The sequence below is a fragment of the Trichocoleus sp. FACHB-90 genome, from assembly GCF_014695505.1.
Classification (GTDB): Bacteria; Cyanobacteriota; Cyanobacteriia; order Cyanobacteriales; family FACHB-T130; genus Funiculus; species Funiculus sociatus.
The window spans coordinates 89,515-102,241 of record NZ_JACJOK010000054.1 but is presented as its reverse complement, the minus strand read 5'-3'; the positions used below and the strand labels follow the sequence as shown (position 1 = coordinate 102,241).

Below are 12,727 nucleotides of genomic sequence, written 5' to 3'. Positions count from 1 at the left end.
ATTGAAAGAAAGGCAGTTGGGGTGCTTAAAGCTGTCTTTCGTTTGAATATTTTGGCTTATTATACCTGAAATTGACCAAGTTGTACAGCTAAATCTTAGTTATTGCCAGACTGGACAAATCCCAGAGTTAAGCTGTCATGGGCAAGGAAGTGAGCCAGATGATAAGCACGCTCTTCAGTTTTGAGTAAAATTTGTTCGTAGAGATACCGAGTAGCGCGATCGCCCAAACTTTCTGCTTGCGCTGCTTGACGACGAATCAACCCAATCATAGCTTGTTCAGCAGCTAAATCGTGTTTAACCATCTGACGGCAGGAAAAAACACCTTCGTCTTCTGGAGTAAAGCAGCACAGTTCTGCTAACTTGGCAAAGCCAGCAACTGGTACGCCACCGAGTCCATCCAAACGTTCGCCAATATCATGCACGTGTCCCTGCACCTGTTCGTAGCTTTCGCTGAAGAACTCGTGCAGCATATAAAATTCTGAACCTTCCACTACAAAATGATGCTTTTGATATTGCAGGTACAGCGCCTGAAAACTTGCTAGAGCAATATTGAAGCCTTCACAAACTGGTTCAGTTACGCTGCGCTCCAGCAACACCGGATTGTCATAAACCTGACCAAAGGAGCGTAATACACTCTGAGTTTCCGACATGATCGTGTTCTCCTTTTCATTAAGCAACCGTTGTTGCCAATAAAGTCAGTGTATCACGCACTCCCTGTTTTGGCTCAAAACTAGCAGGGGTAAAGCATTCCTGCCAAAGTTTATTGCTAAATACAAAGCCTTTTAGCTTGCCAAATTTGTCCTCTATGACTCCCTGGAGAAAGGGTTTCGAGCCTTCCGCATCCGCCTAGGGATCGATCCAATTTCTGTCAGATTTTTAAATTTTTGGCTAAGCTAGTTGAGAATTGTTAGCGTTTGGGTTATATGTAGTTATGTAGGAAAAGACGGGCTAAAATCCTTGCTACCGAAGATTTCACCGGATGTCAGGAAGTGGAGGAGAAAAAGTAAATGGTAATTTCTCGCGTTTGTAGAGACAAATGAATCCAATAGAGCCAAAAGTCGAAGCCAGCCTTGTTGTTGCAGTCAAGCCAGGAGATCGGTGGCAAGTCTATTACCGCTTGCAAGAGCTAGACATACAGTGCGGATGTTCGATTAACCAGCCTTTATGGGTTGATGTTCACAGCGTTACCGGCGCTGTCCAGGTGTGGAGTGTTGTCAGACAGTTAACGGCATCCCGCCGCGACTTAGCGAGGCATCTTGAGCGATGTTGGCAATCCCTGTAACTATCCAAAAGAACTTTAAGAAGAGGATTTAATAACAGCTATGTCTAAAGAAAACTATCAAGTAGCACAATTTCATCTTCAAGGATGGTTACTGGGTTTTGTAGTTGAAGATGGCTATAAAATAAAAAGTCTGCGACTCGCCACTTCTGAGGGTGAAGCTCAAATCAAGCTTTCCAAAGAAGGCCGAATTTCCCTTTTCAGATCGGCAGTAAAGCCGGGTTCTTGGGTGGAAGTTTTTGGCGAAAGAAAGCTAAAGCCTAAAAGTGGCGAAATTAAACTAAAAGCTTATATTGTTAAACCAAGTGTTGCGCCGAATCAAGAGAGGGAAGTTGCACAAGTAGAAGCAATTCAGGAATTGCCTACACCTGCAAAACAAATACCTCTACCTTCCGGCGTCAAAGCGACAATTTTGGTGTGTAAAAAGTCAGATTGTTGCAAGTTGGGGGCGAATAAAGTTTGTCAGGCTTTGGAAGAAGGTTTGCGCGATCGCGGCTTAGACGACCAGGTTACGATTAAGGGGACTGGCTGCATGAAGCGTTGCAAAGCAGGGCCGAATATCGTCATGCCAGATAAAACCCGCTACACTCGCATTGACGCTAAAGAAATTCCTGAAATTATAGATAAACATTTTCCAGATAAGACGATATCCCACTTAACTTCACCTCGTTTGGAGTACGAAACAGTTAGGGTTCGTTAATAATATTTCCTGATTTATAGACAATATAATACCCCCAACTTCTTTTTATCGGGAAGTTGGGGGTATCGGCTATGTGCAGCCTGCCATAATATTAGTACCTGACCAAAGCGAGTAGATGAATATGGCGATCGCTACTGTAACCGAAAGCTTCTCTCTAGAAGACTTTATAGCTAACCCTCCCGATGGTATGGAGTGGGTAGATGGACAACTTGTGGAGAAAACGGGAATGACTGTAAGACATAGTGGGGTTCAAGCTAACTTAGCTTGGTACTGGAAAAATTACATAACCCAATCTGGACAAGGAGGAAATGTTTATGTAGAACTTCCCTGTCGAACTTTGAAGCAGGGGCGTCGTCCTGATGTATCCTACCTCACAGCGGAATTGGTAGCGCAGTTTGGCGAGGCAGGAGGTTTGCCACAAAGTCCGCCGCTGATTGCTGAAATCGCTTCTCCAACCGATTCAGCAGAGGATTTGTTTGCCAAAGCAAGCGAGTATTTAGAATCGGGTTGTGAGGAAGTTTGGCTGGTATTTCCTGAGAGCCGTCGGGTATTATTAATTACTCAAAATCAGACATTAGGGTTTAACACCAGTGATGTAGTAAGTACACAATTGGTACTCCCAGGATTTAGTGTTGCGCTAGATGAATTGTTAGCTTGAAGCTCTACCTTAAGTAAGGTAAAAATTGCTTATTATATTATTAAGGCTGGCTAGAAGTTTTCGCCTTGAAAGGAGTATATTTACCTCCCAATCCTTCGACAAGGGTGCGCGTATTAGCTATCAATAGTCCTTGGTAATTCTCTCCTTCCGTTCCTGATGCACCGAGACTATCGGCAAACAGTTCTCTGTCTGAAACTTTGACATTCGCCTCTTTAGCTACCGCTTCAATCAGTCTGGGGTTTGTCGTCGTTTCCGCAAAAATCGTGGGAACACTAACATTTTTGATGTCTTTAACCAGTTCTTTCACTCGCGCGGCTGCGGGTTTTTCTTCTGTACTCAGTCCACCCAAAGCCCCTTCAAAAGACAAGCCGTAAGCTTTGACATAGTAACCTAGGGCATCATGAGTTGTAACTAATTTGCGTTGAGTGGGGGGAATTGTGGCAACTTGAGTTTTAATCCAAGTATCTACCTGCCGGAGTTCACTTGTTAATTTTTCGGCGTTGCTGTTATAAAGTGCCGCATTTTTGGGGGCTAATTTTTCCAAGTTGCTGCGGATGGTTTCTACAATCCGGATGCCATTTTTGGCATCGTGCCAAACGTGAGGATCGGGAACGGTTTTGCCATCTTCTTCAAATGGTTCTGGGTTGGGAACTGCAACTTCATTCACGGCAATTTTAGAAGCTGGATTTTTAGTTGCCTGGATTAATTTAATTAAACCTGGTTCAAAATCATAGCCTGCGTAGAGAATCAGTTTGGCGTTCTCAATGGCTTGGCGATCTTCCGGTTTTGGTTGATATAGGTGCGGATCGGTGCCAGGATTAATTAAGCAAGTGAGATCGATCGTGTTTCCGGCAATTTCTTCTGTTAAGTCACACAGAATATCGGTGGTTGCTACGACTTGCGGCTGATTCGTGTTGGTATTTGTCGGTATTTTAATTGGGTCAACTGGTGCTGAATTACACCCCAGTAGCCCAAAGGCGATCGCTACTCTGAGAATTTCCAAGTTTAATTTCATGTTCTGTAACATTCCTAGCGGATTGATGTTTTAATAATGATAATCATTATCATATATAGCAGGTCATGTTAGAGGTTCAGCATTTAGCTGTCAACTACCGGGGAGTTTGCGCGTTAGAGAATGTCAGTTTCCGTTTGGAACCAGGGCAAGTGGTGGGAGTGATTGGGCCGAATGGAGCGGGTAAGAGTACGATGCTTAAGGCGATTCTGGGCTTGATTCCGGCAAGGAGTGGGGTGGTGAAGTTTCGCGCCCGTTCTCTAAAACAGCAGTTGCAGCAGGTGGCGTATGTGCCACAGCGATCGCAAATAGACTGGGATTATCCGATTACGGCTTGGAATGTGGTGATGATGGCGCGGACTCGTCATACAGGTTGGTTTCGCCAACCCACTTGTCAATCGGAGGAAGTTGTGGCGGCGGCGTTGCGGCGAGTGGGGATGCTGGATTTGCGAAAAAGGCAGATAGGGGAGTTGTCGGGGGGACAGCGGCAACGGGTATTTTTGGCACGAAGTCTTGCACAGGAAGCTGAGTTATTCTTTTTTGATGAGCCATTTGTCGGGATTGATAAGAAGACGGAAGAAGTTATTTTTGATATTTTTGCGGAACTGAAGGCAGTTGGAAAAACTCTTTTGGTGATTAGTCACGATTTGGGTGAAAGTTTGAGTCAATATGATAATTTTTTGTTATTGAATAAACAGTTAATTGCGACTGGTTCGCGTCAGGAAGTCTTTACTGCTGCTAATATTCAAGAAGCTTATGGTTACGATTTGAATTGGTTTGCGACTTGAACAGAGTTTTAATTGAATTACTAATAACCAATGACTAATAACTAATGGCTAACTGGCTAATTGAACCATTGAGTTTTGAGTTTATGCGTCTGGCGATCGCGACTGCGGTTATGGTAGGCGTTCTTTGCTCTGTGGTGGGCAGTTATTTGATTGTCCAACGTATGGCATTACTGGGGGATGCGATTGCTCATTCGGTTTTGCCGGGGCTAGCGATCGCATTCTTTTTGGGCGTTGATATTCTCGTTGGTGCTTTTATTTCAGGTACTATCAGCACTTTTGTGGTTGCCTGGATTCAGTCTCAATCACGAGTGAAGATTGATGCCGCATTAGGGTTGGTTTATTCGGGTTTCTTTGCCTTGGGCGTTACTCTGATTACTCTTTTGAGAAGTAAATTGGATTTGAATAGTTTTCTATTCGGAGATATTTTGGGCGTAACCAGTGCAGATGCTCTGAGAACTTTCATTATTACTATTATTGTTTTATTGTTAGTCAAGCTTTTTTATAAAGAACTTTTGTTTTATACTTTCGATCCGTTAGGCGCTCAAGCTATCGGATTGCCAGGTAATTTCATTCACTTTGGATTGATGGCGGCGATTACTCTCACTATTATTGCTAGTATGCAAGCGGTGGGAGTTGTCTTAGTCGTTTCACTGTTAATTGGCCCTGGAATTACTGCCTATTTATTAGTAAAACAATTGCACCTAATGATGGGATTAGGTGCAATAATTGCCGTAATTGCTAGTGTCAGCGGTTTGTATATTAGCTATTACTTGAATGTCCCATCTGGGCCAGCAATTGTGTTAGTTGTCTCTGGATTGTTTTTACTAGCCTTGCTGTTTAGTCCTTCCCAAGGAATTTTGACTCAGGCGGGAACAGCTAATCGTTCGACAAAGATTTTGCGACAAATGATACAGTTGAGGCGGTGATGGGGGTTAGCGCATCGCCGCCTCTGCATCCTGACTAAAGGGTAAACTGACCTTGCATTTGACTCAAAGCCTTTGTGCAAGCAGCGCAGCTGCAACCCATTTGGTCTTTGATCGGATTACTCGGTTGTACAGATGCGGGAACTTGTTGATCCGCTACAACAACTTGTGCATGTGCAGATGGTGCAGACAGCATGGCATTTGAAGCTTCAGCGGCTTGCGCTGCATTAGCTAACAGTAACATTGATGCCAAAATTACAGGAGAGGCTAGCATTGCCAGAGCAGTTTTGTTCATAATTTAAAAGCTGACAGTTTTTGATGGCATTATAGCCAATAAACAGTCAGCTAAGTTTCGCTCAACGGCGACCAAATCCTTGACCGCGTTGGCTTGGCGACCAAATTAGTATTTCGCCGTTGTTCCCCCCGGCGGCGAGTTGATGCCCTTGGGGATGCCATGCAAGGCAGGAAAAGCCGTCAGGTGCGCCTTTCAGGTGTTGCGCTAGACTCTTGGCTTTGTGCCACAGACACACGCAGCCATCTTCCGATGCTGAAGCTAGGAGGAGGGTGTTTGGTTGAAAAGTAATGGCTTGTACGACTTCTTTATGCCTTTCTATCACTCGACCTTCCCAAGCGCGAGAGACATCTGGGTGCTTTTCCCAGACGACAATACATTCGGCGCTGGCGCTGGCTAAGAGGGGCGCACCTGTTTTTGTCAGTGCTTGCGACCAAGCTAGGTGGCGAATTTTACCGGGAAAGCCTCGCATAATCCAGGGGTGGGGATTGTTCCACTCTAAGACAGTGATGGTGCGATCTAGATTGCCAGAGGCGAGGTATTTGCCATCAGGCGACCAAGCGATCGCTAAACTAGCAGAATCAACCGACATCATATAAGGATCGTCGTCCCAATCTTGGGGATTCCAAATTTTCACCCCTTGATAGCCGCCAACTGTTAACCCCTGACCGTTTGGATGCCAATTAATATTTAAAACGGAAGATTCGGCAAAATCTAGAGTTGCGGCAATTTCGCGTTGATCGGCATCCCAAACTTGTACGAAGCGCCCCAAACTGAAAGCTAACAAATTACTGTTGGGACTCCAAGCCATTTGGTCAACCCAAGCGGGTGCATTCTTCAAAGTGGCAATTAATTCCCCGGAATTTAATTGCCAAATATTCACCCCTCCATCTTGTCCGCCTGCTGCTAAAAATTGCCCGTCTTTAGAAAAAGCTAAACAGTCTACAGAATTACCGTTAGCTGATTTTAAGAGGGTGCTTTCCTCACTTTGCAAAAGCATCACTTCTCCGGCGGCGGAACTTGCTGCTATTGTGCCATCGGGCGACCAAGCAACAACTGTCACGTAATCGGAGAGGGTTCCTTGCTTCGCCAATTTAAGCAGTGGTTCCTTTACGCTAGGCATCCTTGAAAATCCTCTTTTAGTTGGGATTCGTTGAGATTGCGACCGATGAAAACGAGTTCATTTTTGCGTTCTTCGTCGGGTTTCCAGGCGCGGTCAGGGTTTCCCTCAAATAGCATATGTACGCCTTGGAATACATAACGGCGGTCTTCGCCTGCAATATTGAGAATACCTTTCATCCGAAAGATATCTTGTCCTTGAGTTTGCAATAGGGAACTTATCCAATTGTTGAGCTTTTCAAAATTAAGTGGTTTCGTTTCTACCAAGGCGATTGAATACACTGTTTCATCGTGTTCGTGGGCATCTTCATTTAAAAATTGTGGGTCAATTTCCAACGCCCGATTTAAGTCAAATGCTTTTACTCCTAAAAGTGCCTCCATCTCTAACTCAGAGTTGCGGGTGCGGTATATTTTGGCGATCGCATTCATTGAGCGAATCCGCTTTTCAAGCTCATCAAGTTGTTCTGGTGTCACCAAATCAGTTTTGTTAAGCAAAATTACATCGGCAAAGGCAATCTGTTCCTGCGCTTCCTCCGCCTCCCAGTGATTCCAGATGTGAAGAGCATCTACAACGGTCACTACAGCGTCTAACTTTACGCGATCGCGCATATCCTCATCCACAAAAAATGTCTGAATCACAGGCGCAGGATCGGCGAGTCCGGTGGTTTCAATCACCAAATGGTCAAACTTATTCCGCCGCTTCATCAAGTTGCTGATAATCCGAATCAAGTCGCCGCGGACGGTACAGCAGATGCAGCCGTTGTTCATCTCAAAGATTTCTTCATCGGTATTGACAATCAGTTGGTTATCAATCCCCACTTCCCCGAACTCGTTGACAATCACCGCTACCTTCAGCCCGTGTTCGTGAGTCAGGATGCGATTTAAGAGCGTTGTCTTCCCCGCGCCCAGGTATCCGGTGAGAACGGTGACGGGAATGGTGTTTGTCGGCGCTTCTACCATGATGGATTCCTCCGGTTCTATAATAATGATTATCATTATTACATCATGAGCGGCAACCTAGAGGAAGGGTGAGGGCGCAAAGTGGTGTTACTTTTAGCACGCGCCCTCCTTAACGAGCCTTCAGTTAAAAAACAGATTTTTATCTAAAACTTAACGATAATCAGAAAATAAATAAGAAGAAAAGAAGCAAGCATTGAAAGCTCAAACAGAAGCATTTCGTCAGCGTTACCAGGGAATTTTTAAACGAGTTAAGCCTGAGTTTATTGATCACGTCAGAAAAACCAAAATGCTCCTCTATAGCTTTTCCGAATCAATGAAACAGGGGTATCTGGGACGATATGATCGAGGGCAATTTGGGCGATTTTGAGGTCAAAATAAGCGCGATCGCTTTCGCCGAGCTAAGTGGGAATCGTTCAGCACGTTTAGCCGATTCAGCTTCTTGCTTGGCGGTTATTAGGAATTGGTATTAGCGGACAGTGTAGCTGGCTTATTTTTCCGCAATCATTTATGCAAGAAAGCCTTGAGAAAGTGTAAGCTTAGGTAACACCATTTCAAGCCAATCGTTGCTCATTTGAAATGATGGTCATTTGAAGATATCGAAAAGTAATCGCGTCAATAGTATTTTCAAGGATTGAACGACGATGAAGATCCTAACGAAAACCGAACAAGTCTTGATTATTCAAAGAGGAACGAAAGCAGAGTTTTTGCTCGGCACTGCTTTTGTGATGCTCTGTTGTCTATTCATGATAGGAGGATTTTTATTCGCAATCAGCGTAAGCCTTGGTATCGGATGGTGGGGATTTCTCTTCTCACCTTTAGCACTATGGCTTCTTTGGCTTGCACTTCGTCGTTTTTTGTCAAATGAAAAAATAGTAACTATATATAGATTAAATAAAGCTACTAACCAAGCAACTATAGAGTTTCAAGGTTTGAGACAATCTAAAGTTGTTGAATTGCCACTCCATGAAATTCGCTCAGCAGAAGTAACGTTTCTAGACTCACATTACATCGGGTATGGATATACACACATACGTTCTCAACTTTACTTTCTAATAAATTCCAGAAAAGCACTTGCTTTGGATCTGGCAATTGGTATGGGTGAGAAGCGCGAGCTAGAGGCAATTGCTCGCTACTTTCGAGAATTTCTGTCCAACCGCTAATACCGTAAACCCCTTTTTGCTAACAAATCAAAGTTTTAGTCATCGCCAGCTAACAAGCCTCTGCACCGAAACGTGACAAGCTGGCTGGGTTGCAGAGGTTGCTTGTATCCGGTGAGCTTGGTCGTTTTCAATTCCAGTGAGCAAGCTCACTGGGGAAGAGAATCCCATCTCCCGCAGCTGTCATCCACCTCAACCACAGCCGATTGATACCGCGAAAACTTCCCCAAGATTGTTGAGTCTTGCAGCTTCCCCTACTTTGTCACTAATTTCTTGGGCAATCGCTAAGGTTTGTGGATAATTCTCCAACGCTTGAGGTTATTTTCCCAGGCGGCGGTTAACTTCGCGAATATTGTTGAGCGTCGTACCTTCTCCCGCCTTGTTACCAATTGCTTGAGCAATGGTTAAAGCTTGTCGATAATACTCCAACGCTTTGGGATACTGTTCCAGGCTGTCGTAAACGTACCCAATATTGTTGAGCGTCGTACCTTCTCCCGCCTTGTCACCAATTGCTTTGGCAATGGCTAAAGCTTGTCTATAATACTCCAAGGCTTTTGGGTACTGTCCCAGGTTGTAGTTAACTGACCCAATATTGCTGAGCGTGATACCTTCCCCTGCCTTGTCACCAATTTTTTGGCGAATGGCTAAAGCTTGTTGATAATACTCCAACGCCTTTGGGTACTGTCCCAGGTTATGGTAAACTGCCCCAAGATTGTTGAGCGTCGTACCTTCTCCCCCCTTGTCACCAATTTTTTGGCGAATGGCTAAAGCTTGTTGATAATACTCCAACGCCTTTGGGTACTGTCCCAGGTTGAGGTAAACTTCCCCAAGATTGTTGAGCGTCGTACCTTCTCCCGCCTTGTCACCAATTGCTTTGGCAATGGCTAAAGCTTGTTGAAGATACTCCAATGCTTTTGGGTACTGTCCCAGGTTGCGGTAAACTGCCCCAAGATTGTTGAGCGTCGTACCTTCTTGCGCCTTGTCACCAATTTTTTGGCGCATGGCTAAAGCTTGTTGAAGATACACCAACGCCTTTGGGTACTGTCCCAGGTTGCGGTAAACTTCCCCAATATTGTTGAGCGTCGTACCTTCTTGCGCCTTGTCACCAATTTTTTGGCGCATGGCTAAAGCTTGTTGATAATACTCCAACGCTTTTGGGTACTGTCCCAGGTTATGGTAAACTGCCCCAATATTGTTGAGCGTCGTACCTTCTTGCTCCTTGTCACCAATTTTTTGGCGAATGGCTAAAGCTTGTTGAAGATACACCAACGCCTTTGGGTACTGTCCCAGGTTGCGGTAAACTTCCCCAATATTGTTGAGCGCCCTACCTTCACCTTGGCGCTCCCCAATTGCTCTGACAATAACTAAAACAGATTGAAACGTCTCTAAAGCTTCTCGAAACTGACTTTGCTGAAATTGCTTAATTCCTACTTGATACAGCCGCAACGCCTCGTCATTGCGTTGTTCTCTAGTTGGTGCTTGCGCCAAAGCCGCATTGCTTCCCCAAGTAATCCCTACAACTTGTAACGGACAACTCAACGAGATGAGCAAGGTGGCAGTAATAACGCTAAGGCGATGAAGATGAGGATACATAGCAAAATTCTCTGTCAGTGGGTTAGCGAACTGCTTATATCTCGCTCCCATTTTAGGGAAATTATGCAAAAATTTACTTAACTTATTGAGAGCCGAAGATTCCCAAGAGTGCGATCGCGCAATATCTGTTCTTCTCCTAGCAGGGCGATTCGCAGAGATTGAGCCTTATCGCCAGTTAAGCTTAAACTGACGATAAAACTCACTCATCAATTTCTCTGGGGGTAAATCAGGGACAGCTCAGAGGGAGACAATTACACCAACAGAAAATTAAGAAACGCTAGGTTTAGATTACGATCGCCGTGCCATCAAACTCTTCTGGAACCAAACAGCTTTCAGCGCCCGTGTCGCCACCTCAGTAACCAGACTGAGAATATGCGGCCCCCCAAAAGTGCCAAAGCCCATTTGAGTCAGCGAGTCGTGGTAAGGGTTGCCCGTATCGAAAGGAAACTGAAACTTATTGCCTCCTTGTCCCCTCATATCCATCCCTACCTGCCCGGTCTTTTCCCTCATCTTTGTCAGTAAGTAGATGCAGGCGTTCAGGTAAGCTTCATACAGAGCATCAAAGTGGACATAAGTAGCCAAGTCACGGAAGTTGCGGATAAAGCGAGGGGTTTTGTCAAAGTCATCCTTACCGCTGAAGTCAACACCATTTTGCACATCTTTCCAGGTTTTCTCGTCGGTAAGACTTTTCCCCATTCCCCATTCCCAACTGCATATGTAAACTAATGTTTAGAGCGTCTTAATTGGGCATCACGCCTTTTTCAGGCAGCGTTTTACCAGAAAAGTTTACTATTGGGAGGCAGTGTGATTGAGAATCATACCTGAGCAGCGCATCACCATTTCCCTGTCTAACATCCTGCTGATTTTAGCGATCGCTTTAGTAATGGTGTTGCTGTGGCAGCTGCGGAGTTTGGTAGTCATCCTGATGGTTGCAGTGGTCATGGCAGCCACTATTGCACCCGCCATCGATCGCGCAGAACGCTTGCAAATGCCCCGGTGGTTGGCAGTTATCACCGTATATTTAACGCTAATCGCTATCGTCACTGGCGCAGGTTTGTTAATCGGCCCTACAGTGGTGGAGCAGAGTCAACGCCTTGCGGTCAATACTCCTGTATACCTGGAGAATCTCCGGATACAAGTTGAAAATTTTCTGGTTAATCTCAACGCCGCACGACCGGACTTAGCCCGCCGCCTCCTTAATACCCAATCTCTTACTAACTGGGTAATTGGTTCCAGTCAACAGGTGCTGCTGCGTTCTTACGGCATCACGCGGGGAATTATCGGTGGCGTTTTTAGTTTTATTTTGGCGTTATTGATTTCCGGCTACATGGTGGCTGGTAGTCAAGAACTTGTTAAAGGTCTGGTGCAGCTGTTTCCCTCGCCTTGGGACGAACGTCTGGCGGCGCAAGTCGCACCCGCCAGCCAGCGAATGGGCAGTTACATCCAGGGTCGAGTTTTGGTGTCAGCGATTTTGGGGGTAGTGATTACTCTCGGCTTGCGAATTTTGGGACTATCAGAATTTGCCTTAGCCTTGGGTGTAATCGCAGGTTTCACAAATTTAATCCCCTTCCTTGGCCCTGTTCTGGGAGCCGTTCCTGCCCTCATCGTGGCAATTTCCCAAGGCGGATTAACCTTCCTCTGGGTGCTGCTGTTGTTCGTGATTATCCAGAATTTGGAAACTTATGTGCTTGACCCCCTGCTGGTGGGTTCTTCAGTGAAAGTCTACCCCTTGTATCAACTCTTAGCGGTTCTAGGAGGAACGCAGGTGTTAGGTATTGTTGGCGCGGTGATTGTCCCCCCTTGGGTGGCTGGTGCTGCGGTGCTGGTGGAGAATCTTTATTTAAAGCCCAAACTGGCAGCAGAACAACAAGCCCAACTCGCCGCCGCGCCTCCCCCGCCGGATTCCTCAACTCCTGTACCCAACCATTCTTCACCATTAAGTAACGGGTAGCCAAAAGAGTTTCTTTTAACGCACATCTTACGCCTGTTGCATTAACGCGCTTGGGGTTAAAACCCCTCTTTAATAGCTAAAGTCCTTTTGCATAGGACTTTAGCTATTAGCCCAGAACTCAAGCTCCGGGCGGATTATGCGGCTTCCCCGAATGGTGCAAATCAGTTACATCCCTCTTTGGTACTGTCTTGATAAACATAAAGTTTTAAGACAGGTAGTTGCTTTCATCCCAAAAAGTTTCGTAGCATATGTTACAGAAATAAATTTGATATAGCCCACTAGGTGAGGCTATCAA

At 45.3% G+C, this 12,727-nt stretch carries 15 protein-coding genes and 1 pseudogene; 7 read left to right on the top strand and 9 right to left on the bottom strand.

Annotated features, from left to right (window positions below; translation table 11 throughout):
- Positions 1–95 precede the first annotated feature (95 nt).
- Positions 96–650 carry a Dps family protein gene (locus H6F74_RS15970; RefSeq protein WP_190442798.1) on the bottom strand — a complete coding sequence of 185 codons (555 nt, stop codon included), beginning with the start codon at positions 648–650 and terminating at the stop codon, positions 96–98.
- A 386-nt stretch (positions 651–1,036) separates the two neighbouring features.
- Between H6F74_RS15970 and H6F74_RS15965 the strand changes: the two genes are divergently transcribed.
- From H6F74_RS15965 to H6F74_RS15955, 3 genes are all read left to right on the top strand, one after another.
- Positions 1,037–1,282, top strand: a complete 246-nt coding sequence (locus H6F74_RS15965) for an Asr1405/Asl0597 family protein (protein WP_190442796.1) — start codon at positions 1,037–1,039, stop codon at positions 1,280–1,282.
- Positions 1,283–1,322: 40 nt separating this feature from the next.
- The gene (locus H6F74_RS15960; RefSeq protein WP_190442794.1) at positions 1,323–1,979 is read left to right on the top strand and encodes a (2Fe-2S) ferredoxin domain-containing protein; all 657 of its coding nucleotides are present in this window, start codon (positions 1,323–1,325) and stop codon (positions 1,977–1,979) included.
- A gap of 121 nt (positions 1,980–2,100) precedes the next feature.
- A complete protein-coding gene (locus H6F74_RS15955; protein WP_190442792.1) occupies positions 2,101–2,637 on the top strand; it encodes a Uma2 family endonuclease in 537 nt (178 codons plus the stop codon).
- Positions 2,638–2,677: 40 nt separating this feature from the next.
- On the opposite strand, the gene H6F74_RS15950 is transcribed toward H6F74_RS15955, so the two are convergent.
- Positions 2,678–3,652 carry a zinc ABC transporter substrate-binding protein gene (locus H6F74_RS15950; RefSeq protein WP_199301286.1) on the bottom strand — a complete coding sequence of 325 codons (975 nt, stop codon included), beginning with the start codon at positions 3,650–3,652 and terminating at the stop codon, positions 2,678–2,680.
- Between the two features lie 65 nt (positions 3,653–3,717).
- On the opposite strand from H6F74_RS15950, the gene H6F74_RS15945 reads away from it, so the two are divergent.
- Positions 3,718–4,437: a metal ABC transporter ATP-binding protein gene (locus H6F74_RS15945; protein WP_190442788.1), complete on the top strand. Its 720-nt coding sequence runs from the start codon at positions 3,718–3,720 to the stop codon at positions 4,435–4,437.
- A gap of 44 nt (positions 4,438–4,481) precedes the next feature.
- Positions 4,482–5,363, top strand: a complete 882-nt coding sequence (locus H6F74_RS15940; protein ID WP_190442786.1) for a metal ABC transporter permease — start codon at positions 4,482–4,484, stop codon at positions 5,361–5,363.
- 34 nt (positions 5,364–5,397) lie between these two features.
- Here H6F74_RS15940 and H6F74_RS15935 read toward each other — a convergent pair whose 3' ends face one another.
- From H6F74_RS15935 to H6F74_RS15925, 3 genes are all read right to left on the bottom strand, one after another.
- Entirely contained in the window at positions 5,398–5,655 is a 258-nt protein-coding gene (locus H6F74_RS15935; protein ID WP_190442785.1) for a hypothetical protein, read from the bottom strand.
- 61 nt (positions 5,656–5,716) lie between these two features.
- On the bottom strand, positions 5,717–6,775 hold the full coding sequence (locus H6F74_RS15930) for a WD40 repeat domain-containing protein (RefSeq protein ID WP_190442783.1): 1,059 nt from the start codon (positions 6,773–6,775) through the stop codon (positions 5,717–5,719).
- On the bottom strand, positions 6,763–7,731 hold the full coding sequence (locus H6F74_RS15925; protein ID WP_190442781.1) for a GTP-binding protein: 969 nt from the start codon (positions 7,729–7,731) through the stop codon (positions 6,763–6,765). The genes H6F74_RS15930 and H6F74_RS15925 overlap by 13 nt, the downstream gene beginning before the upstream one ends.
- A gap of 641 nt (positions 7,732–8,372) precedes the next feature.
- Between H6F74_RS15925 and H6F74_RS15920 the strand changes: the two genes are divergently transcribed.
- A complete protein-coding gene (locus tag H6F74_RS15920; RefSeq protein WP_190442780.1) occupies positions 8,373–8,891 on the top strand; it encodes a hypothetical protein in 519 nt (172 codons plus the stop codon).
- Positions 8,892–8,930: 39 nt separating this feature from the next.
- Here H6F74_RS15920 and H6F74_RS30585 read toward each other — a convergent pair whose 3' ends face one another.
- The 4 genes and pseudogenes from H6F74_RS30585 to H6F74_RS15910 form a co-directional block, all read right to left on the bottom strand.
- Positions 8,931–9,059: a hypothetical protein gene (locus tag H6F74_RS30585; protein ID WP_277875807.1), complete on the bottom strand. Its 129-nt coding sequence runs from the start codon at positions 9,057–9,059 to the stop codon at positions 8,931–8,933.
- Between the two features lie 147 nt (positions 9,060–9,206).
- Positions 9,207–10,481 carry a tetratricopeptide repeat protein gene (locus tag H6F74_RS15915; protein WP_190442778.1) on the bottom strand — a complete coding sequence of 425 codons (1,275 nt, stop codon included), beginning with the start codon at positions 10,479–10,481 and terminating at the stop codon, positions 9,207–9,209.
- Between the two features lie 77 nt (positions 10,482–10,558).
- Positions 10,559–10,684, bottom strand: a complete 126-nt coding sequence (locus H6F74_RS30580; RefSeq protein ID WP_277875806.1) for a hypothetical protein — start codon at positions 10,682–10,684, stop codon at positions 10,559–10,561.
- Between the two features lie 91 nt (positions 10,685–10,775).
- Positions 10,776–11,087, bottom strand: a pseudogene (locus tag H6F74_RS15910) (phosphoesterase); the annotation flags it as partial.
- Positions 11,088–11,298: 211 nt separating this feature from the next.
- Between H6F74_RS15910 and H6F74_RS15905 the strand changes: the two are divergent.
- Positions 11,299–12,432, top strand: a complete 1,134-nt coding sequence (locus H6F74_RS15905) for an AI-2E family transporter (RefSeq protein WP_190442834.1) — start codon at positions 11,299–11,301, stop codon at positions 12,430–12,432.
- The last annotated feature ends 295 nt before the right edge of the window (positions 12,433–12,727 follow it).

What these genes read in the sequence shown, in the direction of transcription:
- H6F74_RS15970 (WP_190442798.1), bottom strand. Translation starts at nt 650, where the DNA reads ATGTCGGAAACTCAGAGTGTATTACGCTCCTTTGGTCAGGTTTATGAC.
- H6F74_RS15965 (WP_190442796.1), top strand. Translation starts at nt 1,037, where the DNA reads ATGAATCCAATAGAGCCAAAAGTCGAAGCCAGCCTTGTTGTTGCAGTC.
- H6F74_RS15960 (WP_190442794.1), top strand. Translation starts at nt 1,323, where the DNA reads ATGTCTAAAGAAAACTATCAAGTAGCACAATTTCATCTTCAAGGATGG.
- H6F74_RS15955 (WP_190442792.1), top strand. Translation starts at nt 2,101, where the DNA reads ATGGCGATCGCTACTGTAACCGAAAGCTTCTCTCTAGAAGACTTTATA.
- H6F74_RS15950 (WP_199301286.1), bottom strand. Translation starts at nt 3,652, where the DNA reads ATGAAATTAAACTTGGAAATTCTCAGAGTAGCGATCGCCTTTGGGCTA.
- H6F74_RS15945 (WP_190442788.1), top strand. Translation starts at nt 3,718, where the DNA reads ATGTTAGAGGTTCAGCATTTAGCTGTCAACTACCGGGGAGTTTGCGCG.
- H6F74_RS15940 (WP_190442786.1), top strand. Translation starts at nt 4,482, where the DNA reads ATGGCTAACTGGCTAATTGAACCATTGAGTTTTGAGTTTATGCGTCTG.
- H6F74_RS15935 (WP_190442785.1), bottom strand. Translation starts at nt 5,655, where the DNA reads ATGAACAAAACTGCTCTGGCAATGCTAGCCTCTCCTGTAATTTTGGCA.
- H6F74_RS15930 (WP_190442783.1), bottom strand. Translation starts at nt 6,775, where the DNA reads ATGCCTAGCGTAAAGGAACCACTGCTTAAATTGGCGAAGCAAGGAACC.
- H6F74_RS15925 (WP_190442781.1), bottom strand. Translation starts at nt 7,731, where the DNA reads ATGGTAGAAGCGCCGACAAACACCATTCCCGTCACCGTTCTCACCGGA.
- H6F74_RS15920 (WP_190442780.1), top strand. Translation starts at nt 8,373, where the DNA reads ATGAAGATCCTAACGAAAACCGAACAAGTCTTGATTATTCAAAGAGGA.
- H6F74_RS30585 (WP_277875807.1), bottom strand. Translation starts at nt 9,059, where the DNA reads ATGGGATTCTCTTCCCCAGTGAGCTTGCTCACTGGAATTGAAAACGAC.
- H6F74_RS15915 (WP_190442778.1), bottom strand. Translation starts at nt 10,481, where the DNA reads ATGTATCCTCATCTTCATCGCCTTAGCGTTATTACTGCCACCTTGCTC.